This window comes from Clostridium pasteurianum DSM 525 = ATCC 6013 (genome assembly GCF_000807255.1).
In the GTDB taxonomy this organism is placed as follows: Bacteria; Bacillota; Clostridia; order Clostridiales; family Clostridiaceae; genus Clostridium_I; species Clostridium_I pasteurianum.
In genome coordinates, this window is the sequence record NZ_CP009268.1 from 46,525 (window position 1) to 70,749 (window position 24,225).

14 protein-coding genes, 3 tRNA genes and 7 rRNA genes are annotated in these 24,225 nt (G+C 36.6%); 19 read left to right on the forward strand and 5 right to left on the reverse strand.

From position 1 onward, the window contains the following. Positions 1-21 precede the first annotated feature (21 nt). The 9 genes from dnaX to CLPA_RS00260 all read left to right on the forward strand — a co-directional run bounded on the left by dnaX (position 22) and on the right by CLPA_RS00260 (position 8,765). Complete coding sequence (gene dnaX, locus CLPA_RS00220; RefSeq protein ID WP_004455634.1) at positions 22-1,644, forward strand: DNA polymerase III subunit gamma/tau; 1,623 nt, start codon at positions 22-24, stop codon at positions 1,642-1,644. A gap of 75 nt (positions 1,645-1,719) precedes the next feature. Next, on the forward strand, positions 1,720-2,061 hold the full coding sequence (locus CLPA_RS00225; protein ID WP_004455635.1) for a YbaB/EbfC family nucleoid-associated protein: 342 nt from the start codon (positions 1,720-1,722) through the stop codon (positions 2,059-2,061). Between the two features lie 16 nt (positions 2,062-2,077). After that, entirely contained in the window at positions 2,078-2,674 is a 597-nt protein-coding gene (gene recR, locus CLPA_RS00230; protein ID WP_004455636.1) for a recombination mediator RecR, read from the forward strand. Positions 2,675-2,737: 63 nt separating this feature from the next. Next, on the forward strand, positions 2,738-3,010 hold the full coding sequence (locus tag CLPA_RS00235) for a YaaL family protein (protein ID WP_004455637.1): 273 nt from the start codon (positions 2,738-2,740) through the stop codon (positions 3,008-3,010). Positions 3,011-3,037: 27 nt separating this feature from the next. Next, complete coding sequence (locus CLPA_RS00240) at positions 3,038-3,292, forward strand: pro-sigmaK processing inhibitor BofA family protein (RefSeq protein ID WP_004455638.1); 255 nt, start codon at positions 3,038-3,040, stop codon at positions 3,290-3,292. 400 nt (positions 3,293-3,692) lie between these two features. After that, positions 3,693-5,199 (forward strand): 16S ribosomal RNA (locus CLPA_RS00245). Positions 5,200-5,425: 226 nt separating this feature from the next. After that, positions 5,426-8,324, forward strand: a 23S ribosomal RNA gene (locus CLPA_RS00250). Between the two features lie 200 nt (positions 8,325-8,524). Next, positions 8,525-8,641 (forward strand): 5S ribosomal RNA (gene rrf / locus CLPA_RS00255). The 16S, 23S and 5S rRNA genes sit together here with 1 tRNA gene alongside, the layout of an rRNA operon. A gap of 48 nt (positions 8,642-8,689) precedes the next feature. Then, positions 8,690-8,765 (forward strand) — tRNA-Lys (locus CLPA_RS00260). A gap of 53 nt (positions 8,766-8,818) precedes the next feature. Here CLPA_RS00260 and CLPA_RS00265 read toward each other — a convergent pair. Beyond that, complete coding sequence (locus CLPA_RS00265; RefSeq protein WP_003448275.1) at positions 8,819-9,208, reverse strand: LysM peptidoglycan-binding domain-containing protein; 390 nt, start codon at positions 9,206-9,208, stop codon at positions 8,819-8,821. 58 nt (positions 9,209-9,266) lie between these two features. Beyond that, positions 9,267-9,863 carry a uracil-DNA glycosylase gene (locus tag CLPA_RS00270; RefSeq protein WP_003448276.1) on the reverse strand — a complete coding sequence of 199 codons (597 nt, stop codon included), beginning with the start codon at positions 9,861-9,863 and terminating at the stop codon, positions 9,267-9,269. Positions 9,864-10,213: 350 nt separating this feature from the next. Between CLPA_RS00270 and CLPA_RS00275 the strand changes: the two genes are divergently transcribed. The 7 genes from CLPA_RS00275 to CLPA_RS00305 all read left to right on the forward strand — a co-directional run bounded on the left by CLPA_RS00275 (position 10,214) and on the right by CLPA_RS00305 (position 18,164). Further along, entirely contained in the window at positions 10,214-11,146 is a 933-nt protein-coding gene (locus CLPA_RS00275; protein WP_003448278.1) for a hypothetical protein, read from the forward strand. Between the two features lie 217 nt (positions 11,147-11,363). Then, positions 11,364-12,497 carry a pyridoxal-phosphate-dependent aminotransferase family protein gene (locus CLPA_RS00280; protein ID WP_003448279.1) on the forward strand — a complete coding sequence of 378 codons (1,134 nt, stop codon included), beginning with the start codon at positions 11,364-11,366 and terminating at the stop codon, positions 12,495-12,497. A gap of 500 nt (positions 12,498-12,997) precedes the next feature. Next, positions 12,998-14,504, forward strand: a 16S ribosomal RNA gene (locus CLPA_RS00285). A gap of 126 nt (positions 14,505-14,630) precedes the next feature. Next, a tRNA-Ile gene (locus CLPA_RS00290) sits at positions 14,631-14,707 on the forward strand. A gap of 161 nt (positions 14,708-14,868) precedes the next feature. Continuing rightward, positions 14,869-17,766: ribosomal RNA gene (locus tag CLPA_RS00295) — 23S ribosomal RNA — on the forward strand. Positions 17,767-17,966: 200 nt separating this feature from the next. Further along, positions 17,967-18,083: ribosomal RNA gene (gene rrf, locus CLPA_RS00300) — 5S ribosomal RNA — on the forward strand. Between the two features lie 5 nt (positions 18,084-18,088). After that, positions 18,089-18,164, forward strand: a tRNA-Phe gene (locus CLPA_RS00305). Positions 18,165-18,320: 156 nt separating this feature from the next. Here the strand turns inward: CLPA_RS00305 and CLPA_RS00310 are convergent. Beyond that, positions 18,321-18,779 (reverse strand): peroxiredoxin, encoded by a 459-nt coding sequence (locus CLPA_RS00310; RefSeq protein WP_003448251.1) that lies wholly within the window; start codon positions 18,777-18,779, stop codon positions 18,321-18,323. Positions 18,780-18,988: 209 nt separating this feature from the next. Next, on the reverse strand, positions 18,989-19,159 hold the full coding sequence (locus CLPA_RS21315; RefSeq protein ID WP_003448249.1) for a hypothetical protein: 171 nt from the start codon (positions 19,157-19,159) through the stop codon (positions 18,989-18,991). Between the two features lie 201 nt (positions 19,160-19,360). Here CLPA_RS21315 and CLPA_RS00315 point away from each other — a divergent pair, with 201 nt between their 5' ends. Then, positions 19,361-20,089: an HAD-IB family hydrolase gene (locus tag CLPA_RS00315; RefSeq protein WP_003448246.1), complete on the forward strand. Its 729-nt coding sequence runs from the start codon at positions 19,361-19,363 to the stop codon at positions 20,087-20,089. Positions 20,090-20,224: 135 nt separating this feature from the next. Beyond that, positions 20,225-20,890 (forward strand): NUDIX hydrolase, encoded by a 666-nt coding sequence (locus tag CLPA_RS00320; RefSeq protein WP_003448245.1) that lies wholly within the window; start codon positions 20,225-20,227, stop codon positions 20,888-20,890. Positions 20,891-20,893: 3 nt separating this feature from the next. Here the strand turns inward: CLPA_RS00320 and CLPA_RS00325 are convergent, their stop codons facing one another. Then, positions 20,894-21,970: an SIR2 family protein gene (locus CLPA_RS00325; protein ID WP_003448243.1), complete on the reverse strand. Its 1,077-nt coding sequence runs from the start codon at positions 21,968-21,970 to the stop codon at positions 20,894-20,896. A 543-nt stretch (positions 21,971-22,513) separates the two neighbouring features. Here CLPA_RS00325 and CLPA_RS00330 point away from each other — a divergent pair. Next, positions 22,514-24,020, forward strand: a 16S ribosomal RNA gene (locus tag CLPA_RS00330). The last annotated feature ends 205 nt before the right edge of the window (positions 24,021-24,225 follow it).

Consider the following 24,225-nt stretch of genomic DNA (forward strand, 5'->3'; position numbering starts at 1 on the left):
TTTTATTAAGAGGTGATAAATTTGGGATATACAGCTCTATATAGAGAGTGGAGACCAAGAACATTTGAAGATGTTGTAGGACAAAAACATGTTACTATAACATTAAAAAATCAGGTTAAGGATAATAGAATAGCTCATGCTTATTTATTATGTGGCACAAGAGGTACTGGTAAAACATCTACCGCTAAGATACTTTCAAAGGCAGTAAATTGTTTGAATCCTAGGGATGGGGAACCTTGTAATCAGTGTGAAATGTGTAAAAAAATAAATAATGGCCTTTCAATAGATGTTACAGAACTAGATGCCGCTTCTCATAATGGAGTAGAGGATATAAGAAATATTATAGATGATGTGCAATATCCACCTCATGAAGCACGATTTAAAGTATACATTATAGATGAAGTACATATGCTTTCTATGGGTGCAGTAAATGCTTTTCTAAAAACTCTTGAAGAACCACCTAAAAATGTCATATTTATTTTAGCCACAACGGATCCTCAAAGATTGCCAATAACTATACTCTCCAGATGTCAAAGATTCGATTTCAAAAGAATAAAAAAAGATGATATGTTTTATAGGCTTAGAGAAATAGTTACAAATCAAGGCATATTTGCAGATGATAGAAGCTTGAATCTTATAGCAAGGATATCTGATGGAGCTATGAGAGATGCTCTTAGTATATTAGATCAGGCTATATCTACAGGAAATGGAAAAGTTCAATATGATGATATTATAAATATGCTTGGTCTTGTAACTAATGAATATCTTATTAAAATAACATCAGAATTAATTGAAAAAAATATTGAAAATGCTATGAAGATAATTGATGACGTAGTAATTAGTGGAAAAGATATAAATATATTTATTAAAGATCTCACAATTCACATGAGAAATCTTATGATGGTTAAAATAAGTAAGAATGCACAAGATATCTTAGATATGTCTCAGGAAAATATAAAACTTATTAAAGATCAATCTGAAAAGATAAGAGTAGAAGAAATTATGAGATATATAAAGATACTTCAAGATACAGAAGAAGAATCTAAATGGAGTAAACAAAGTAGAATATATTTGGAATTAGCCATTATAAAAATGTGTAAAATAGAATATGATACTTCTAATGAAATTATACTTTCACGACTTAATAAACTCGAAAATATGATGAAAAGTGGACATTTAGTATATAATAAAGAAGTTAAAATAAATAATATAAAAGATGATATAAAAAAACAGCCATTAAAAATTAATGGAGATAATGCATCTGTAAAATTAGAAGATGGTTTTAAGAATACTCAATCACAATTAACTTTAGATGATGTAAAAAAGGTTTGGAGAGATATACTTGAAACATTTAAAGCCAGAAGATTAAGAGTGTTAGGAGCTCATCTTAGTAATGGTGAACCTATAAGCTGTAAACACAGTATAATAGAAGTAAGATTTAAAAAAAGTTATAATTTTAGCAGGCAAAATTTACAAAGGCCAGAAAATAATAAAAAGGTTGAGGAGATATTCTCACAAGTACTTAAAGAAAAAATTAGAATTATTTACAGTTTGGAAAAAGATGAAGAAGATACGAAGGTATCAACAGAAGATATAATAAAAAATACCTTTGGAGAAGAAATAGTTGATATTATTGATGAATGATATTTTAAATGGTAAAATATTAGGTACTTAAGAAATTTAAAATTATTTTATATTTATTTTTAGGAGGTTTTATATATGGCAAGAGGTGGATTCCCTGGAATGGGTGGAGGAAATATGAATAACTTAATAAAGCAGGCACAAAAGTTTCAAAAACAAATGGAAGATATGCAAAAAGATTTAGAAAATAAAAATTTTGAAGCTACTGTAGGTGGTGGAACTGTTACAGCTGTAGTTAATGGAAAAAAACAATTAGTTGATATTAAAATAAAAGAAGAAGTAGTGGATCCTGATGATATAGAAATGCTTCAAGATTTGATAATTTCAGCTTGTAATGAAGCTCTTAAAAAGGCTGATGATGAATCTGCAGGAGAAATGAAGAAAATGACAGGCGGATTGAATATACCTGGAATGTTCTAATAATGAGGTGAATGCGTTGGATTTTTATCCAGTAGCAATAGAAAAATTAATAGAGGAATTTTCTAAACTTCCTGGAATAGGATATAAGACTGCTCAAAGATTAACGCTTCATGTGTTGAATTTACCTAAAGAAGAGGTAGAGGGATTTTCAAAGGCATTAATCGAAGCAAGAGGGACTATAAAATATTGTTCTGTATGCGGAAACTTTACAGATACCGATCCCTGTGCTATATGTTCTAATCCAAGTCGAAATAAACATTTAATTTGTGTAGTGGAAGAACCTAAAGATATTATGGCTATAGAGAAGGTTAGGGAATATAATGGTGTATATCATGTCTTGCATGGAGTTATATCACCTATGCATGGAAAAGGTCCTGATTCTATAAAATTAAAAGAACTTATAAGTCGTATGAACAATGAGGTTAAAGAAGTTATAGTGGCAACAAACCCTAATGTTGATGGAGAGGCTACTGCTATGTATATATCTAAATTGTTAAAGCCTTTAGGTGTTAAAGTTACTAGAATTGCCCATGGCATACCTGTAGGAGGAGATCTTGAATACGCAGATGAAGTAACTTTATCAAAAGCTCTAGAGGGAAGAAAGGAAATATAATAGGAATATTATTCCCATTTTATGTCTATAATTTTATAAAGGTATAAAATGGGAGGTTTTTTTATGATTAGGAAAAAGGATATAAAATTAAATAAAAACACTAAGTATGATTTAAACCAAAAAGATATAATTATTGCCATAGAGGAAGCTAGAAAAGAGTTGCAAGCTTGTAGAGATTATTTTGAACTTGTCAATGAACCTGTGTTAGTGGATTATGCCATTTATAAGGAAGCTGCTGCTAAGTCAAGATATATATATCTTCTTGAAGAAGCAAAAAAATTAAATATAAAAGTTGATGGATTTAATATTTATACTAATAAAGAAAAAGTTGATTGATTTATATATTTATAGGGGGATGATTAAATGGAATACGTGGGATATTTTTTAATATCAATAATAGCATTGTTTATTGTTGTTAAATTACTAGCATGGCCATTAAAGATTTTGCTTAAGTTAATAATAAATGGGGTACTTGGAACAATACTTTTATTTATAGTGAATTTAGTAGGGTCAAGTTTTGGATTTACTATAGGAATTAATATTGTAACAGCACTTATAGCTGGTTTTTTTGGTATTCCAGGTGTTATTTTTCTATTGATTTTTAAATTTATATTGTAAGGCACTATAACATCTATTTTGAATAATATATTTATGATAATTATATACTCACCCTAGTGTATCTATAGGTGAAAAACGTCAATATTGATAGCTATAGTTAGTATATAAAATTTAAATTAATATAATGAATATTATTAAAGTGTAATAAAAATATATTTTATGATATCATAGTTTTCGTTGTGTTTGAGAAATGGTTTGTTAAACATAAAAAAAATATTGACAAACTATGTTGATGATGATACACTATAAAAGCTGTCAGATGACAGTGATTGATCTTTGAAAATTAAACAGAGTATAAGAATAGTAAGTAAACCAGCAATTCTTTAGATTTTAAGAAATTAAAATTGAGAGTAACAAACTCTTCATTGAGAAGAGAAGCGATGAGCTAACATCAAACTTATAAATTGAGAGTTTGATCCTGGCTCAGGACGAACGCTGGCGGCGTGCTTAACACATGCAAGTCGAGCGAGAAACCTTCGGGTTTCTAGCGGCGGACGGGTGAGTAACACGTGGGTAACCTGCCTCAAAGAGGGGAATAGCCTCCCGAAAGGGAGATTAATACCGCATAATATTAAAGTTTCACATGGAGCTTTAATTAAAGGAGTAATCCGCTTTGAGATGGACCCGCGGCGCATTAGCTAGTTGGAGAGGTAACGGCTCACCAAGGCGACGATGCGTAGCCGACCTGAGAGGGTGATCGGCCACATTGGAACTGAGACACGGTCCAGACTCCTACGGGAGGCAGCAGTGGGGAATATTGCACAATGGGCGAAAGCCTGATGCAGCAACGCCGCGTGAGTGATGACGGTCTTCGGATTGTAAAGCTCTGTCTTTTGGGACGATAATGACGGTACCAAAGGAGGAAGCCACGGCTAACTACGTGCCAGCAGCCGCGGTAATACGTAGGTGGCAAGCGTTGTCCGGATTTACTGGGCGTAAAGGATGTGTAGGCGGATACTTAAGTGAGATGTGAAAGCCCCGGGCTCAACCTGGGGACTGCATTTCAAACTGGGTATCTAGAGTGCAGGAGAGGAAAGCGGAATTCCTAGTGTAGCGGTGAAATGCGTAGAGATTAGGAAGAACATCAGTGGCGAAGGCGGCTTTCTGGACTGTAACTGACGCTGAGGCATGAAAGCGTGGGGAGCAAACAGGATTAGATACCCTGGTAGTCCACGCCGTAAACGATGAGTACTAGGTGTAGGAGGTATCGACTCCTTCTGTGCCGCAGTTAACACAATAAGTACTCCGCCTGGGAAGTACGGTCGCAAGATTAAAACTCAAAGGAATTGACGGGGGCCCGCACAAGCAGCGGAGCATGTGGTTTAATTCGAAGCAACGCGAAGAACCTTACCTAGACTTGACATCTCCTGAATAGCGTAGAGATACGTGAAGCCCTTCGGGGCAGGAAGACAGGTGGTGCATGGTTGTCGTCAGCTCGTGTCGTGAGATGTTGGGTTAAGTCCCGCAACGAGCGCAACCCTTATCATTAGTTGCTACCATTAAGTTGAGCACTCTAGTGAGACTGCCCGGGTTAACCGGGAGGAAGGCGGGGATGACGTCAAATCATCATGCCCCTTATGTCTAGGGCTACACACGTGCTACAATGGTGAGAACAACGAGATGCAATACCGTGAGGTGGAGCTAAACTTGAAAACTCATCCCAGTTCGGATTGCAGGCTGAAATTCGCCTGCATGAAGTTGGAGTTGCTAGTAATCGCGAATCAGAATGTCGCGGTGAATACGTTCCCGGGCCTTGTACACACCGCCCGTCACACCATGAGAGCTGGTAACACCCGAAGTCCGTGAGGTAACCTTTATGGGGCCAGCGGCCGAAGGTGGGATTAGTGATTGGGGTGAAGTCGTAACAAGGTAGCCGTAGGAGAACCTGCGGCTGGATCACCTCCTTTCTAAGGAGTAATTGCAGCAGGATAACTGTTGTATACATTGGTTTCTTACTCTTGTCTCTGTTTAATTTTGAGAGATCAGTTCTCTTAAGATGTACTTTGAAAATTGCATAGAGAAACAAAGTAAAGTAAAAAATAATCCTTTGTATAATATGATTTTAATCGAAAGATTGAAATTAAAACAAATAAAGATTAAACTCTAAAAGGCTAACGCCTAAAAGAGTAACAAGGTCAAGCTACAAAGGGCGCATGGTGAATGCCTTGGCACTAGAAGTCGAAGAAGGACGTGACAAGCTGCGATAAGCTTCGGGTAGGCGCAAATAGCCTGTGATCCGGAGATTTCCGAATGGGGCAACCCACATGTCGAGCAGACATGTACTGTATACTGAATTCATAGGTATATGGAGACATACCCGGGGAACTGAAACATCTAAGTACCCGGAGGAAGAGAAAGAAATATCGATTTTCTTAGTAGCGGCGAGCGAAAAGGAATCAGCCCAAACCAGGGACTTTGTCCCTGGGGTTGTGGATAGATCATCACTGCATAATATCTTAACCGAAGAGTTCTGGAAAGCTCTACCGCAGAAGGTAATAGTCCTGTAGGTTAAAAGAGAAAATTGCAAGATCTAATCCAGAGTACCACGAGACACGTGAAACCTTGTGGGAAGCTGGGAGGACCACCTCCCAAGGCTAAATACTAACTAGTGACCGATAGTGAAGCAGTACCGTGAGGGAAAGGTGAAAAGAACCCCGGAAGGGGAGTGAAATAGAACCTGAAACCGTGTGCCTACAACCGGTCGTAGCACTTTTTATGTGTGACGACGTGCTTTTTGTAGAACGAGCCAGCGAGTTACGGTATGCAGCAAGGTTAAGCACTTATGGTGCGCAGCCGAAGGGAAACCAAGTCTTAACAGGGCGACTAGTTGCATGCTGTAGACCCGAAACCGGGTGACCTATCCATGGCCAGGTTGAAGCGGAAGTAAAATTCCGTGGAGGACCGAACCACATTGGTGTTGAAAAACCATGGGATGAGCTGTGGATAGCGGAGAAATTCCAATCGAACTCGGAGATAGCTGGTTCTCCTCGAAATAGCTTTAGGGCTAGCGTCGATTAATTGAGTTATGGAGGTAGAGCACTGAATGAGGTAGGGGCTGACAACAGTTACTGAACTCTATCAAACTCCGAATGCCATATACTTTTATTTCGGCAGTCAGACTGCGAATGATAAGATCCGTAGTCAAAAGGGAAACAGCCCAGATCATCAGCTAAGGTCCCAAAGTGTAAGTTAAGTGGTAAAGGATGTGGGATTTCTAAGACAACTAGGATGTTGGCTCAGAAGCAGCCACTCATTTAAAGAGTGCGTAATAGCTCACTAGTCAAGAGATCCTGCGCCGAAAATGTCCGGGGCTAAAACTTACCACCGAAGCTATGGGCTCGTAAGAGCGGTAGAGGAGCTTCCTGCACCGGTTGAAGTCGTACCGTAAGGAGCGGTGGACAGTGCAGGAGTGAGTATGCTGGCATAAGTAGCGAGAACTAAGTGAGAATCTTAGTGGTCGAAAACCTAAGGTTTCCTGAGGAAGGCTCGTCCGCTCAGGGTTAGTCGGGTCCTAAGCCGAGGCCGAAAGGCGTAGGTGATGGATAATCGGTTGATATTCCGATACCACCTTTCTCCGTTATGAGAGATGGGGTGACGCAGAAGGATAAGATGTGCGCACTATTGGATGTGCGTCTAAGCACTAAGACGTGCAGGCTGGCAAATCCGCCTGATTAGTCAAGGTGTTATGGGGAGCTAATTTTTAGCGAAGTATCTGATTTCACACTGCCAAGAAAAGCCTCTATCAAGGAAAAAGGTGCCCGTACCGCAAACCGACACAGGTAGGTGAGGAGAGAATCCTAAGACCATCGGAAGAATCGTTGTTAAGGAACTCGGCAAATTGACCCCGTAACTTCGGGAGAAGGGGTGCCTGCTTTTAGCAGGCCGCAGAGGATAGGCCCAAGCAACTGTTTAGCAAAAACACAGGTCTCTGCTAAAGCGAAAGCTGATGTATAGGGGCTGACGCCTGCCCGGTGCTGGAAGGTTAAGGGGATCCGTAAGAGTAATCGAAGCGGTGAACTTAAGCCCCAGTAAACGGCGGCCGTAACTATAACGGTCCTAAGGTAGCGAAATTCCTTGTCGGGTAAGTTCCGACCCGCACGAATGGCGTAATGATTTGGGCACTGTCTCAACAACGAATCCGGCGAAATTGTAGTGCAAGTGAAGATGCTTGCTACCCGCGATTGGACGGAAAGACCCCGTAGAGCTTTACTGTAGTTTAGCATTGAGTTTCGGTATTGTCTGTACAGGATAGGTGGGAGACTGGGATACAGTGGCGTCAGCTGCTGAGGAGTCGACCTTGGGATACCACCCTGACAGTACTGGAATTCTAACCGGAGGCCATGAAGCTGGTCACGGGACATTGCTAGATGGGCAGTTTGACTGGGGCGGTCGCCTCCTAAAAAGTAACGGAGGCGCCCAAAGGTTCCCTCAGCGCGGTTGGAAATCGCGCGAAGAGTGCAAAGGCAAAAGGGAGCCTGACTGCGACACAAACAAGTGGAGCAGGGACGAAAGTCGGGCTTAGTGATCCGGTGGTTCCTCGTGGGAGGGCCATCGCTCAACGGATAAAAGCTACCTCGGGGATAACAGGCTGATCTCCCCCAAGAGTCCACATCGACGGGGAGGTTTGGCACCTCGATGTCGGCTCGTCGCATCCTGGGGCTGAAGTAGGTCCCAAGGGTTGGGCTGTTCGCCCATTAAAGCGGCACGCGAGCTGGGTTCAGAACGTCGTGAGACAGTTCGGTCCCTATCCGTCGCGGGCGTAGGAAATTTGAGAGGAGCTGTCCTTAGTACGAGAGGACCGGGATGGACTGACCTCTGGTGCACCAGTTGTCACGCCAGTGGCACAGCTGGGTAGCTATGTCGGGAAGGGATAAACGCTGAAAGCATCTAAGCGTGAAGCCCACCTCAAGATAAGATTTCCCATAGCGTAAGCTAGTAAGACCCCTGAAAGAACATCAGGTTGATAGGTCAGAGGTGTAAGTGCAGTAATGTATTCAGCTGACTGATACTAATAGGTCGAGGGCTTGACCAAAATAAAATGAAGAAATAAAATTACTTTACCAGTTACTATGCAATTTTGAGAGTACAATTTTTTAGTTAAAAATTAAGAATTAAGAGTTAAGAATTTAGGAAAAAACTCCTAAGGAGTTTTAAAAGATTAAATTAAAGGAATTCCATAGGAATTTCATCAATAACTCTCAACTTTTAACTATTCACTCTTAACTTAATATATCCAGTGTCTATGACTTAGAGGTAACACTCCTTCCCATTCCGAACAGGCAGGTTAAGCTCTAATGTGCTGATGGTACTGCAGGGGAAGCCCTGTGGAAGAGTAGGTCGACGCTGGGTTATACTAAATAACAAAGTTTATTTTAGTATTTATTAAATTTAATATTTGGTTTACTAGCTCAGTTGGTAGAGCACATGACTTTTAATCATGTTGTCCGGGGTTCGATTCCCCGGTAAGCCACCAAAAAACATCCTTATTTTAAATAAGGATGTTTTTTACATAATTGAATTTTAGAATTATTTTTTAGTTAGAATATTTTTCTCTACAGGAATTAATAAAGTTTTATCAATTATTATTTTTTCATTACTTAAACTATTTTTTTCTTTAATCTCTTTTATAACACCACTAGGCATATAGTTTGGCATGTAATTTCTAGCTAAACTATATAAGTCATCACCAGCTTTTACTTTATAATCTATATAAGTATAATCCAAGTTGCTAGTGTCTATTTTTATAATATTTTTATTAGAAGCAGGTGTAGATTTTAATGATGAATTATTTATATTATAGTTAGTTTTTGAAGGGTTTAAAGCCTCTAATTTTTGTTGATCATTATATACTAAACTACTACAGATTAATAATATAAGCATCAATGATAAAATTAATAATAACTTATTTTTGCTCATGATAAAATCACCTCATAATATAATATTATATTGGTAATTATTACCTTAAAACAAAAAATTATACATGAGTTTTTAGTATATTTTTTAAATTTATCCAATCATTTTCATACATTTTCAAAAAGTTGTCATTTCTATTATAAGTGAGAGCCGAAGGATGATACATGGGAAAGATATATCTAGAAATTTTATTATTAAAAATTATATTACCATGACAATCTCCAATGCTTTTAAAATCTGTTAGTCTCTTTAGAGGTATGTTGCCTAAAGTTATTATCAATTTAGGATTAACAAGCTTTATCTCCTCATCTAGAACTTCTCTAAATAGATTTATTTCTGAGACTTTAGGAGTTCTATTACTTATGGTTTCTTTATTTGTTTTACCAATTGTTATTTTTACAGGTCTAAAAAAACAGGTGTTTGTAATTCTTATATCTTTTCGATATAATCCAATACTGTTTAGATATTTTTCGAAAGTTTTACCGGCTAATCCCACAAAAGGTTTTCCTATTTCAACTTCATTTTTACCTGGGGCTTCACCAACAAATAATATATTACAAGGAATAGGACCATCACCTGTTATCCAGCCAGCAATAGGTTCTTCTTTGTAATTTTCTGATATATTTTTAATTTTTGTACTTAGATCATTTAAAGTCATAATTTTATCCTTTCTAAAAGTAAACTAAAGTAGAATTTCAAAAATGATTATAAAGTTTATTTATTGAAAAGTAAATAAGCATTTATATTAATTATAATTTATAATTGTATTTATAAAATTTAATTAGTAATTATTTTAGATTTTAAATATAAACTAAAATTTATAAAAGTCACAAATGTAAAATAAAACTATAAGTTAATATTCTAATTAACATTTTCTTAAAATACATAATATTTAATCATGAATATTGTATATTATAAATATTACATAAAAAGTTAATGCTAAATTATGGTATAATATTACTATCCAACATCAATTAAAAAATAAAAATCAATTATAGGAGGTTACAAATGAAAAATGTAATAATAAGTATAATATTAATTTTATCTTTAATTCAATTATCTGCATGTAGTAGTGCTACATTAGAAAATAAGAGTCATAGTAATACACAATCAATAAATAAAGTTGATAATAATACTGCCTTAATAAACGAAAATAATAATGTAAATTTAGTAAATGCAAATAACAATAATACTGTAAGTAATAATTCAAGTTCTAAAAATTTAGAAAGTGGATCAAATAATAAAACTTTAGAAATAAATAGTCCAAAAGGTAATAGTGATAATGTAAATTCAAATACTATAACGGATATAAACAATTGGAGCCATCCTGTTAAATATGTATTTAATAATGCTAATATTCAAATTCAAAAGGTAGAATTTAAAGAAAATAAAACCTATCCTATATTTTATGTAAACTTAACAAAAAATATAGATTCTGAAAATAAAACTTATTACAAAAATTTAATAAGTCAAATTGCTATTGCCAATGGATATTGGAATTATGAAATAATAGATACAAAAAAGGATGTGGATATTAAAGTTACTTGTGATAGGAGTAAAAGTATTCTAAAAGAAATAATCTATAATAAAGACAGTAATTATTTTGTTGAATCTAATGAAGATAAAAAAGTTATTAACAATACAGATGATGAATTTATAAATTACTTAATTAATAATGTAGGTGAAGTAAAGAGCTTTGTAAATTCATTAAAAAATAATAAAAATGTAAATAGTATAATATATGTAGAACGTTATCCAGACGAAAATTCTAAAAATTCCTATATAAGAGATTATTACGGAATATATGTGGGTGAAGAGCATACTGATCACAATGTAAATATATATAGATTTGCTATTAATAAAGATAGTAAAGAAATACTATATTATGATGTGATAAATGACAAATATGAAACCCTTAATGAATGGAGAAAAAACAAATAATTGAATCCATACATTTAATAAAAAGATTATATAATATTATAATATTAAGTGTAAATTTTAATTCTGTAGGTATGATAATAAGATATTGATAATATTTTTTCTTTATTTACTAAAATTATAAATAAATTTTAGTAATATCACTAATTACGAGGATTGTTTTATGAATATAGATTAAATAATTATTAAAGTAATTTAATAATGTACAAGGAGTGATATAATGAACAAAACACTTATAATGACACCAGGTCCCACTAGTGTTAGAGAAAATGTAAGACTTGCTAGAGCAAAGGAAACTACAAATCCTGATATAGATGAAAAGTTCTATGAATTCTACAAGGAAACCTGTCACAAACTGGGGATTTTCTTAAATACAAATAATGAAGTTAGGATATTAAGTGGAGAGGGAATACTGGGCCTAGAGGCTGCATGTGCATCTCTCACTGAAAGAGGAGACAGAGTACTAATAATCGAAAATGGAATCTTTGGTGAGGGATTTGGAGATTTTGTAAAAATTTATGGCGGAGAACCATTTTATTTTAGAAATAATAGAAAACGTAAGGTAGATATAGAAGAATTAAAATCATTTTTAGAAAAAGATAGTAATTTTAAATATGCAACAATAGTTCATTGTGATACACCTTCCGGAGTATTAAATGATATAGACAAAATATGTCCTATACTCAAAGAAAAGGGTATATTAACGGTAGTTGATAGTGTAGCTGGTATGGGTGGAGAAGAATTACAAGTAGATAATTGGAAAATAGATATAGCTTTAGGTGCTTCACAAAAATGTTTGTCTGCTCCTCCTGGTTTAACATTTTTAAGTATAAGTGAGGATGCATTTCAATCTATGGAAAATAGAAAGAATCCTATAGCATCATTTTATTGCAATCTTTTAGTTTGGAAAGATTATTATAAAAATAAGTGGTTTCCATATACGCCACCTATAAGTGATATTATAGGATTAGATAAAGCTGTAGATAATTTATTAAATGAAAAAAATATCATTGAAAGACATGATAAGATTGCCAGTGCTACAAGGGCCGCTATAGTTTCAGCAGGGCTGAAGATTCATATAGAAGAAGGATATTCAAATACAGTTACTGTAATAGATGTTCCACATGGAATTAATGATAAAAAAATAATAAAATATATGTTAGATAATTATGGAGTAATGATTACTGGGTCTTTTGGATATCTGGAAGGAAGAGTATTAAGAATAGGTCATATGGGAGAAAATGCAACAGTAGAAAAGGTATCATATACATTATTTGCACTACAAAAAGCTTTAGAACATTATGGTTATACATTTTATAAGGATATAGTAAGTATTTTTTTTGAAAGAATTTAGACTTTAATTATTAGTTACATATATCTTTCTTTAAGAGTAATTATGGTTTTAATTATAACTATCCACTATAATATCCTATTTTATTATTAAGATAGGTAATATAGTGGATTTAATTTTTGGTTATAATATATTTTAATACTTGTCCTGGTGTATCAATGTGTGATATGTGCAGAAATAATGAGAAATATTGATTATTGTAGATATAATTATGAATAATGTAATCAAATAACATATGGATAATAAAGATCTATGGTATAATATTTTACGTTGTCAAACAACAGTCAGTTAAAGTCAATAAGATTTTAATAAAAAGATATTGACAAACTATGTTGATGATGATACACTGTAAAAGCTGTCAGATGACAGTGATTGATCTTTGAAAATTAAACAGAGTATAAGAATAGTAAGTAAACCAGCAATTCTTTAGATTTTAAGAAATTAAAATTGAGAGTAACAAACTCTTCATTGAGAAGAGAAGCGATGAGCTAACATCAAACTTATAAATTGAGAGTTTGATCCTGGCTCAGGACGAACGCTGGCGGCGTGCTTAACACATGCAAGTCGAGCGAGAAACCTTCGGGTTTCTAGCGGCGGACGGGTGAGTAACACGTGGGTAACCTGCCTCAAAGAGGGGAATAGCCTCCCGAAAGGGAGATTAATACCGCATAATATTAAAGTTTCACATGGAGCTTTAATTAAAGGAGTAATCCGCTTTGAGATGGACCCGCGGCGCATTAGCTAGTTGGAGAGGTAACGGCTCACCAAGGCGACGATGCGTAGCCGACCTGAGAGGGTGATCGGCCACATTGGAACTGAGACACGGTCCAGACTCCTACGGGAGGCAGCAGTGGGGAATATTGCACAATGGGCGAAAGCCTGATGCAGCAACGCCGCGTGAGTGATGACGGTCTTCGGATTGTAAAGCTCTGTCTTTTGGGACGATAATGACGGTACCAAAGGAGGAAGCCACGGCTAACTACGTGCCAGCAGCCGCGGTAATACGTAGGTGGCAAGCGTTGTCCGGATTTACTGGGCGTAAAGGATGTGTAGGCGGATACTTAAGTGAGATGTGAAAGCCCCGGGCTCAACCTGGGGACTGCATTTCAAACTGGGTATCTAGAGTGCAGGAGAGGAAAGCGGAATTCCTAGTGTAGCGGTGAAATGCGTAGAGATTAGGAAGAACATCAGTGGCGAAGGCGGCTTTCTGGACTGTAACTGACGCTGAGGCATGAAAGCGTGGGGAGCAAACAGGATTAGATACCCTGGTAGTCCACGCCGTAAACGATGAGTACTAGGTGTAGGAGGTATCGACTCCTTCTGTGCCGCAGTTAACACAATAAGTACTCCGCCTGGGAAGTACGGTCGCAAGATTAAAACTCAAAGGAATTGACGGGGGCCCGCACAAGCAGCGGAGCATGTGGTTTAATTCGAAGCAACGCGAAGAACCTTACCTAGACTTGACATCTCCTGAATAGCGTAGAGATACGTGAAGCCCTTCGGGGCAGGAAGACAGGTGGTGCATGGTTGTCGTCAGCTCGTGTCGTGAGATGTTGGGTTAAGTCCCGCAACGAGCGCAACCCTTATCATTAGTTGCTACCATTAAGTTGAGCACTCTAGTGAGACTGCCCGGGTTAACCGGGAGGAAGGCGGGGATGACGTCAAATCATCATGCCCCTTATGTCTAGGGCTACACACGTGCTACAATGGTGAGAACAACGAGATGCAATACCGTGAGGTGGAGCTAAACTTGAAAACTCATCCCAGTTCGGATTGCAGGCTGAAATTCGCCTGCATGAAGTTGGAGTTGCTAGTAATCGCGAATCAGAATGTCGCGGTGAATACGTTCCCGGGCCTTGTACACACCGCCCGTCACACCATGAGAGCTGGTAACACCCAAAGTCCGTGAGGTAACCTTTATGGGGCCAGCGGCCGAAGGTGGGATTAGTGATTGGGGTGAAGTCGTAACAAGGTAGCCGTAGGAGAACCTGCGGCTGGATCACCTCCTTTCTAAGGAGTAATTGCAGCAGGATAACTGTTGTATACATTGGTTTCTTACTCTTGTCTCTGTTTAATTTTGAGAGATTATAGATTATGATTGGAATTATTAAAGTCGTAATTATTATCTTTTATAATGGGCTTATAGCTCAGCTGGTTAGAGCGCACGCCTGATAAGCGTGAGGTCGATGGTTCGAGTCCATTTAAGCCCACCATTTTGGAGTAATATCCAAAGTAAAATGTACTTTGAAAATTGCATAGAGAAACAAAGTAAAGTAAAAAATAATCCTTTGTATAATATGATTTTAATCGAAAGATTGAAATTAAAACAAATAAAGACTAAACTCTAAAAGGCTAACGCCTAAAAGAGTAACAAGGTCAAGCTACAAAGGGCGCATGGTGAATGCCTTGGCACTAGAAGTCGAAGAAGGACGTGACAAGCTGCGATAAGCTTCGGGTAGGCGCAAATAGCCTGTGATCCGGAGATTTCCGAATGGGGCAACCCACATGTTTAACGACATGTACTGTATACTGAATTCATAGGTATATGGAGACATACCCGGGGAACTGAAACATCTAAGTACCCGGAGGAAGAGAAAGAAATATCGATTTTCTTAGTAGCGGCGAGCGAAAAGGAATCAGCCCAAACCAGGGACTTTGTCCCTGGGGTTGTGGATAGATTATCACTGCATAATATCTTAACCGAAGAGTTCTGGAAAGCTCTACCGCAGAAGGTAATAGTCCTGTAGGTTAAAAGAGAAAATTGCAAGATCTAATCCAGAGTACCACGAGACACGTGAAACCTTGTGGGAAGCTGGGAGGACCACCTCCCAAGGCTAAATACTAACTAGTGACCGATAGTGAAGCAGTACCGTGAGGGAAAGGTGAAAAGAACCCCGGAAGGGGAGTGAAATAGAACCTGAAACCGTGTGCCTACAACCGGTCGTAGCACTTTTTATGTGTGACGACGTGCTTTTTGTAGAACGAGCCAGCGAGTTACGGTATGCAGCAAGGTTAAGCACTTATGGTGCGCAGCCGAAGGGAAACCAAGTCTTAACAGGGCGACTAGTTGCATGCTGTAGACCCGAAACCGGGTGACCTATCCATGGCCAGGTTGAAGCGGAAGTAAAATTCCGTGGAGGACCGAACCACATTGGTGTTGAAAAACCATGGGATGAGCTGTGGATAGCGGAGAAATTCCAATCGAACTCGGAGATAGCTGGTTCTCCTCGAAATAGCTTTAGGGCTAGCGTCGATTAATTGAGTTATGGAGGTAGAGCACTGAATGAGGTAGGGGCTGACAACAGTTACTGAACTCTATCAAACTCCGAATGCCATATACTTTTATTTCGGCAGTCAGACTGCGAATGATAAGATCCGTAGTCAAAAGGGAAACAGCCCAGATCATCAGCTAAGGTCCCAAAGTGTAAGTTAAGTGGTAAAGGATGTGGGATTTCTAAGACAACTAGGATGTTGGCTCAGAAGCAGCCACTCATTTAAAGAGTGCGTAATAGCTCACTAGTCAAGAGATCCTGCGCCGAAAATGTCCGGGGCTAAAACTTACCACCGAAGCTATGGGCTCGTAAGAGCGGTAGAGGAGCTTCCTGCACCGGTTGAAGTCGTACCGTAAGGAGCGGTGGACAGTGCAGGAGTGAGTATGCTGGCATAAGTAGCGAGAACTAAGTGAGAATCTTAGTGGTCGAAAACCTAAGGTTTCCTGAGGAAGGCTCGTCCGCTCAGGGTTAGTCGGGTCCTAAGCCGAGGCCGAAAGGCGTAGGTGATGGATAATCGGTTGATATTCCGATACCACCTTTCTCCGTTATGAGAGATGGGGTGACGCAGAAGGATAAGATGTGCGCACTATTGGATGTGCGTCTAAGCACTAAGACGTGCAGGCTGGCAAATCCGCCTGATTAGTCAAGGTGTTATGGGGAGCTAATTTTTAGCGAAGTATCTGATTTCACACTGCCAAGAAAAGCCTCTATCAAGGAAAAAGGTGCCCGTACCGCAAACCGACACAGGTAGGTGAGGAGAGAATCCTAAGACCATCGGAAGAATCGTTGTTAAGGAACTCGGCAAATTGACCCCGTAACTTCGGGAGAAGGGGTGCCTGCTTTTAGCAGGCCGCAGAGGATAGGCCCAAGCAACTGTTTAGCAAAAACACAGGTCTCTGCTAAAGCGAAAGCTGATGTATAGGGGCTGACGCCTGCCCGGTGCTGGAAGGTTAAGGGGATCCGTAAGAGTAATCGAAGCGGTGAACTTAAGCCCCAGTAAACGGCGGCCGTAACTATAACGGTCCTAAGGTAGCGAAATTCCTTGTCGGGTAAGTTCCGACCCGCACGAATGGCGTAATGATTTGGGCACTGTCTCAACAACGAATCCGGCGAAATTGTAGTGCAAGTGAAGATGCTTGCTACCCGCGATTGGACGGAAAGACCCCGTAGAGCTTTACTGTAGTTTAGCATTGAGTTTCGGTATTGTCTGTACAGGATAGGTGGGAGACTGGGATACAGTGGCGTCAGCTGCTGAGGAGTCGACCTTGGGATACCACCCTGACAGTACTGGAATTCTAACCGGAGGCCATGAAGCTGGTCACGGGACATTGCTAGATGGGCAGTTTGACTGGGGCGGTCGCCTCCTAAAAAGTAACGGAGGCGCCCAAAGGTTCCCTCAGCGCGGTTGGAAATCGCGCGAAGAGTGCAAAGGCAAAAGGGAGCCTGACTGCGACACAAACAAGTGGAGCAGGGACGAAAGTCGGGCTTAGTGATCCGGTGGTTCCTCGTGGGAGGGCCATCGCTCAACGGATAAAAGCTACCTCGGGGATAACAGGCTGATCTCCCCCAAGAGTCCACATCGACGGGGAGGTTTGGCACCTCGATGTCGGCTCGTCGCATCCTGGGGCTGAAGTAGGTCCCAAGGGTTGGGCTGTTCGCCCATTAAAGCGGCACGCGAGCTGGGTTCAGAACGTCGTGAGACAGTTCGGTCCCTATCCGTCGCGGGCGTAGGAAATTTGAGAGGAGCTGTCCTTAGTACGAGAGGACCGGGATGGACTGACCTCTGGTGCACCAGTTGTCACGCCAGTGGCACAGCTGGGTAGCTATGTCGGGAAGGGATAAACGCTGAAAGCATCTAAGCGTGAAGCCCACCTCAAGATAAGATTTCCCATAGCGTAAGCTAGTAAGACCCCTGAAAGAACATCAGGTTGATAGGTCAGAGGTGTAAGTGCAGTAATGTATTCAGCTGACTGATACTAATAGGTCGAGGGCTTGACCAAAATAAAATGAAGAAATAAAATTACTTTACCAGTTACTATGCAATTTTGAGAGTACAATTTTTTAGTTAAAAATTAAGAATTAAGAGTTAAGAATTTAGGAAAAAACTCCTAAGGAGTTTTAAAAGATTAAATTAAAGGAATTCCATAGGAATTTCATCAATAACTCTCAACTTTTAACTATTCACTCTTAACTTAATATATCCAGTGTCTATGACTTAGAGGTAACACTCCTTCCCATTCCGAACAGGCAGGTTAAGCTCTAATGTGCTGATGGTACTGCAGGGGAAGCCCTGTGGAAGAGTAGGTCGACGCTGGGTTATGTGGCCAATTAGCTCAGTCGGTAGAGCAGAGGACTGAAAATCCTCGTGTCTCTGGTTCGATTCCAGAATTGGCCACCAAAAAGAATCTATCTTAGAATGTACATATATTCTAAGATAGATTCTTTTTTCTTTATTATTAAAAATTAGATTTTAATAAATAAGTGTATCTTCAAGTAATATTTATTACTTTTGAGACCTCCCTAATTATATTTATATAAGTATACTTCAATTATATTATTCAATATTTTTAAGTAAATCATCTATATGGCCATCAACTTTTACTTTTCTATAAATTTTTTTAATATAACCTTTTTCATTTATTATAAAAGTACTACGTTCAATACCTATTTTCTTTTTACCGAACATATTTTTTTCTTTTAATACTCCGTATAGATTACATATTTTTTCTTCACTATCTGATAATAATATATAGGGTATATTTAATTTTTTTATAAATTTATCATGTGAGTCTAATGAATCTCTACTAACGCCTAGAATTATAGCATTTAGTTTTTTGAAATCTTCACTTTTTTCGATAAAACATACTGCTTCTTTAGAACAACCGGGTGTATTATCTTTTGGATAAAAATATAATATTATTTTTTTACCTAGATAATCACTTAATCTATGTTGTTGTCTATCTGAACCTTCTAGAGAAAAATCTGGTGCAATTGAACCTTCTATTATATCCATTTATATCACCACTTTATATATTTTTACCTATTGTACAATAATAGAAATAAAAAATCAACATTATATATTATTGCATAGAATATATATAAAGCATGTATAAACTAAAAATATTATATCTAAAATAAAGCACTATAAAATTTACATATTATAAATTTATAGTGTTTTATTTTAATCTATAATGGGAAAAATAAGTTTTAAATATCTATTACTTAATTATTGTGGGATAGTTTAGAGCGTTTTGTATATTTTTTTGAATTTGAATCAGTACCAATTTTTTCTCCATTTTCAATACCTATACTTCCTCCATTTTTAAAAAATATCTTTCTTAGTTCAGGATTAGATTTTGGTTTAGTTTTATTTAAATTTTTATTGTTATCCATTTTTTATCTCTCCTTAAGTATTTTAATGAAATTTTATATTAAATATTGAATTAATATATTCAATATTATTTTAACCAAAATGTTTTCTTAATATAGTAAGAAATAATTTGAAAACTTATTTTAATAATTGATTTTACAAATAGTAGAATTTTTAATTAGTAAATTGTATTATATAATAAGTATTAAAAAGGTGGGATATAAATGAAAACTATAGCAGCATTTTTTGATATAGATGGAACATTATATAGAGAAGCACTTATAGCAGAAGTATTTAAAAAACTTATAAAATATGAAATAATTGAGGAAAGAACTTGGTTTGAAGAAGTAAAACCTGAGTATGAAAAATGGGATATAAGAATAGGTAATTATGATAACTATTTATTAAAGATGGCAGAAATATATGTAAGAGCTATAAAAGGATTGCATAAATCCCAAGTTGAATTTATAGCAAAGCAAGTTGTTTCTCAAAAAGGAGATAGAGTATACACATACACTAGAGATAGAATAAAGTGGCATAAAGAAAGAGGACATAAAATAATAACAATATCAGGTAGTCCCTTAGAATTAGTAAAGGAGATGTCACTTAAGCATGGATTTGATGATTATAGAGGAGCAAAGTATTTATTAAAAGGAGATATATATACAGGAGAATTTATACCCATGTGGGATAGTAATAGTAAAAGAAAAGCTATTAGTGATTTAAGTAAACTTTATAATATTGATTTAAGTAAATCTTATGCCTATGGAGATACTTCTGGTGATTTAACTATGTTAGATGCTGTAAGCTATCCCACTTGTATAAACCCAACTAGGGAACTGCTACAAAAAATATTGTTAGATGAGCCACTTGGGAAAAAAATAAATATAGTAGTAGAGCGAAAGGATATGATATACAAACTTAATATGAATTGCATTAAATCTAATATATAAATTGGTACGTATTTATTATTTTTTAAGTTAATTATAATAAGATTTATATTATAGATATCTGATTATAAATACAAATTTATCATTTGAAAATATGAAATTTAAATATGTATGATCAATAAGTGAAAGGTGATTTACATGAATAAACAAAATCTAAGTAAATTAAAGAGATCTTTTTTAAAGAAAGATATTGATATAAGCGGAAGAGATGAATTCTTTAACTCTTCAGTTTTAATTCCGTTGATTTTAATACAAGATGAATATCATCTTGTATTTCAAAAAAGAAATAAAAATATAAGTCAAGGCGGAGAAGTTTGTTTTCCAGGAGGAAAATTTGATGATAAACTTGACAAAAATTCATTGGAAACAGCGATAAGAGAAATTTATGAAGAGTTTAACTTAAAAAAGGAAAAAATAGATGTTATAGGAAGAATGAATACAGTATTTTCGCCAATTGGGGCTATGGTTGATGGATATGTTGGTATATTAAATATTAGTAGTTTAGAAGAAATAAGAATTAATACTTCAGAAGTAGAATATATTTTTACAGTTCCTATGTCATACTTTGAAAAAAACAATCCCCAAAAATATTATGTTCAAATAAAGGCTCATCCTTTTACTATAGATAGTAATGGAAAAAAGAAGATATTATTACCTTATGATAAACTTAATTTACCTGAAACTTATTCCAAACCTTGGGGAAATTATAAGCATAGTATTTATATGTATAATCACAAAGAAGAAGTTATTTGGGGATTAACAGCTAGATTCATTTTAGATATAGTTAATATGATAAAAAAGTAAATTTTATTTAAATGATTTTAAAAATTCCTCCAAATTATTGCATACAAGTACAGGTTTATTGTAATGAGTAAGGTTTTTGGCTGTATTTACAAGTGAAGTATTTGGATTTACAATTATTAAATTATCTAATGTATTAAATTCAAAAGACTCCAATAATAGTTTTTTAATTCCAAAATCTGTTGGTGGAAAAGAATAACCAATAATTATTAAATTTTTACAGCAAGATAAAATTTCTTGTGCTTTGCTCCATAAAGTTGAAATTATATCTTGGGAATAATCTTTATATAATACTGGTGGTATTATAAGAGGATCAATTATTAAATCTTCATCCGTTTGTGTATTAAAGTATTTATAATCATCATCCAATATAAATTTGGTTTTTTTATAAGAGGCACTACTTTTATAATTTTTAAATAATGAATAATTATTTTCATATATACATTTAAACCAGTTTAATGAACCATGAAGTTTTAAAATGTTCCAACTAGATATAGAATTACTTGAATAATTATTTTCTGTATAAGGTTTAAAATTATTATTTGAACAGATTCTTATAGTATCAAATTTTACTCCATAACTTAAAAATGATTTCCATTTGTTATGAGATATAGCTTCTATAGCTTTTTCTAGATTACGATCATAGTTGAATGTAATTATATTTGAGCTTTTTTTATATATAAGTGAGGCAAAATTTAATAATAAATCTGATGATTTACTAAAGTATTCAAATTCACATAAATTTTCTATAAACATAAATTTTAATGTAGAGTTTATTCTTAATAATTTATTTATTAGTACTTGATTATTACTATTATAAGCATCAAATAATTGAAGTTGTAATAAAGTAAAACATTCTTCTAAATCAAAATCATCATATATTAAATTTTCTTTTGATTTTTTCCAATATTTATATATATACTCATATACTATTTCTATTTTATTGTTTAAGTAATTATAACTTTTATTTTTTAATATAGTATTAAAAAAGTTTGTTGAAAGTGGTGGTTTTAATCCATTTATATCTTTTATACATTGATTAAAACCAGCACCTAGTATATACGTAGTATTGTTTTTTTCCATAATATTTCATACTGCTAAAAATATTATAATAAAATTATGAAATGTTATTTTATAACAGTAATTTTCCTCCTGCATATATTTTATATATAGCTTTACCAGTATTTTAAATATTATTAGATTAGCATCAACAATACTAATAAAATTAGAGTATAAGGTCTTTAGTAAATAATATATAATGAGAATTATATATTTTAGCCTGGCGTATCATTATGATTAATTAAGAGAAAAACATAGATAAAAGGAGAAATATAGCGAGTTTTTATATATTTTTTTATTATTTGTTTTATATTAAGTCATTATTTGTGTTATTATATATATCGTTGTGATTGAAAAAACAAGAATATAATCACAAAAAAATATTGACAAATACTTTTGTTGATGTTATTATATAAAAGCTGTCAGATGACAGTGACTGATCTTTGAAAATTAAACAGAGTATAAGAATAGTAAGTAAACCAGCAATTCTTTAGATTTTAAGAAATTAAAATTGAGAGTAACAAACTCTTCATTGAGAAGAGAAGCGATGAGCTAACATCAAACTTATAAATTGAGAGTTTGATCCTGGCTCAGGACGAACGCTGGCGGCGTGCTTAACACATGCAAGTCGAGCGAGAAACCTTCGGGTTTCTAGCGGCGGACGGGTGAGTAACACGTGGGTAACCTGCCTCAAAGAGGGGAATAGCCTCCCGAAAGGGAGATTAATACCGCATAATATTAAAGTTTCACATGGAGCTTTAATTAAAGGAGTAATCCGCTTTGAGATGGACCCGCGGCGCATTAGCTAGTTGGAGAGGTAACGGCTCACCAAGGCGACGATGCGTAGCCGACCTGAGAGGGTGATCGGCCACATTGGAACTGAGACACGGTCCAGACTCCTACGGGAGGCAGCAGTGGGGAATATTGCACAATGGGCGAAAGCCTGATGCAGCAACGCCGCGTGAGTGATGACGGTCTTCGGATTGTAAAGCTCTGTCTTTTGGGACGATAATGACGGTACCAAAGGAGGAAGCCACGGCTAACTACGTGCCAGCAGCCGCGGTAATACGTAGGTGGCAAGCGTTGTCCGGATTTACTGGGCGTAAAGGATGTGTAGGCGGATACTTAAGTGAGATGTGAAAGCCCCGGGCTCAACCTGGGGACTGCATTTCAAACTGGGTATCTAGAGTGCAGGAGAGGAAAGCGGAATTCCTAGTGTAGCGGTGAAATGCGTAGAGATTAGGAAGAACATCAGTGGCGAAGGCGGCTTTCTGGACTGTAACTGACGCTGAGGCATGAAAGCGTGGGGAGCAAACAGGATTAGATACCCTGGTAGTCCACGCCGTAAACGATGAGTACTAGGTGTAGGAGGTATCGACTCCTTCTGTGCCGCAGTTAACACAATAAGTACTCCGCCTGGGAAGTACGGTCGCAAGATTAAAACTCAAAGGAATTGACGGGGGCCCGCACAAGCAGCGGAGCATGTGGTTTAATTCGAAGCAACGCGAAGAACCTTACCTAGACTTGACATCTCCTGAATAGCGTAGAGATACGTGAAGCCCTTCGGGGCAGGAAGACAGGTGGTGCATGGTTGTCGTCAGCTCGTGTCGTGAGATGTTGGGTTAAGTCCCGCAACGAGCGCAACCCTTATCATTAGTTGCTACCATTAAGTTGAGCACTCTAGTGAGACTGCCCGGGTTAACCGGGAGGAAGGCGGGGATGACGTCAAATCATCATGCCCCTTATGTCTAGGGCTACACACGTGCTACAATGGTGAGAACAACGAGATGCAATACCGTGAGGTGGAGCTAAACTTGAAAACTCATCCCAGTTCGGATTGCAGGCTGAAATTCGCCTGCATGAAGTTGGAGTTGCTAGTAATCGCGAATCAGAATGTCGCGGTGAATACGTTCCCGGGCCTTGTACACACCGCCCGTCACACCATGAGAGCTGGTAACACCCGAAGTCCGTGAGGTAACCTTTATGGGGCCAGCGGCCGAAGGTGGGATTAGTGATTGGGGTGAAGTCGTAACAAGGTAGCCGTAGGAGAACCTGCGGCTGGATCACCTCCTTTCTAAGGAGTAATTGCAGCAGGATAACTGTTGTATACATTGGTTTCTTACTCTTGTCTCTGTTTAATTTTGAGAGATCAGTTCTCTTAAGATGTACTTTGAAAATTGCATAGAGAAACAAAGTAAAGTAAAAAATAATCCTTTGTATAATATGATTTTAATCGAAAGATTGAAATTAAAACAAATAAAGACTAAGCTCTAAAAGGC

Bases quoted from the DNA above. Each gene is read 5' to 3' on its own strand.
- CLPA_RS00280 (WP_003448279.1), top strand. From the start codon at position 11,364: ATGAACAAAACACTTATAATGACACCAGGTCCCACTAGTGTTAGAGAA.
- CLPA_RS21315 (WP_003448249.1), bottom strand. From the start codon at position 19,159: ATGGATAACAATAAAAATTTAAATAAAACTAAACCAAAATCTAATCCT.
- CLPA_RS00265 (WP_003448275.1), bottom strand. From the start codon at position 9,208: ATGAGCAAAAATAAGTTATTATTAATTTTATCATTGATGCTTATATTA.
- CLPA_RS00275 (WP_003448278.1), top strand. From the start codon at position 10,214: ATGAAAAATGTAATAATAAGTATAATATTAATTTTATCTTTAATTCAA.
- CLPA_RS00310 (WP_003448251.1), bottom strand. From the start codon at position 18,779: ATGGATATAATAGAAGGTTCAATTGCACCAGATTTTTCTCTAGAAGGT.
- CLPA_RS00270 (WP_003448276.1), bottom strand. From the start codon at position 9,863: ATGACTTTAAATGATCTAAGTACAAAAATTAAAAATATATCAGAAAAT.
- CLPA_RS00325 (WP_003448243.1), bottom strand. From the start codon at position 21,970: ATGGAAAAAAACAATACTACGTATATACTAGGTGCTGGTTTTAATCAA.
- CLPA_RS00240 (WP_004455638.1), top strand. From the start codon at position 3,038: ATGGAATACGTGGGATATTTTTTAATATCAATAATAGCATTGTTTATT.
- CLPA_RS00235 (WP_004455637.1), top strand. From the start codon at position 2,738: ATGATTAGGAAAAAGGATATAAAATTAAATAAAAACACTAAGTATGAT.
- CLPA_RS00225 (WP_004455635.1), top strand. From the start codon at position 1,720: ATGGCAAGAGGTGGATTCCCTGGAATGGGTGGAGGAAATATGAATAAC.
- CLPA_RS00315 (WP_003448246.1), top strand. From the start codon at position 19,361: ATGAAAACTATAGCAGCATTTTTTGATATAGATGGAACATTATATAGA.
- CLPA_RS00320 (WP_003448245.1), top strand. From the start codon at position 20,225: ATGAATAAACAAAATCTAAGTAAATTAAAGAGATCTTTTTTAAAGAAA.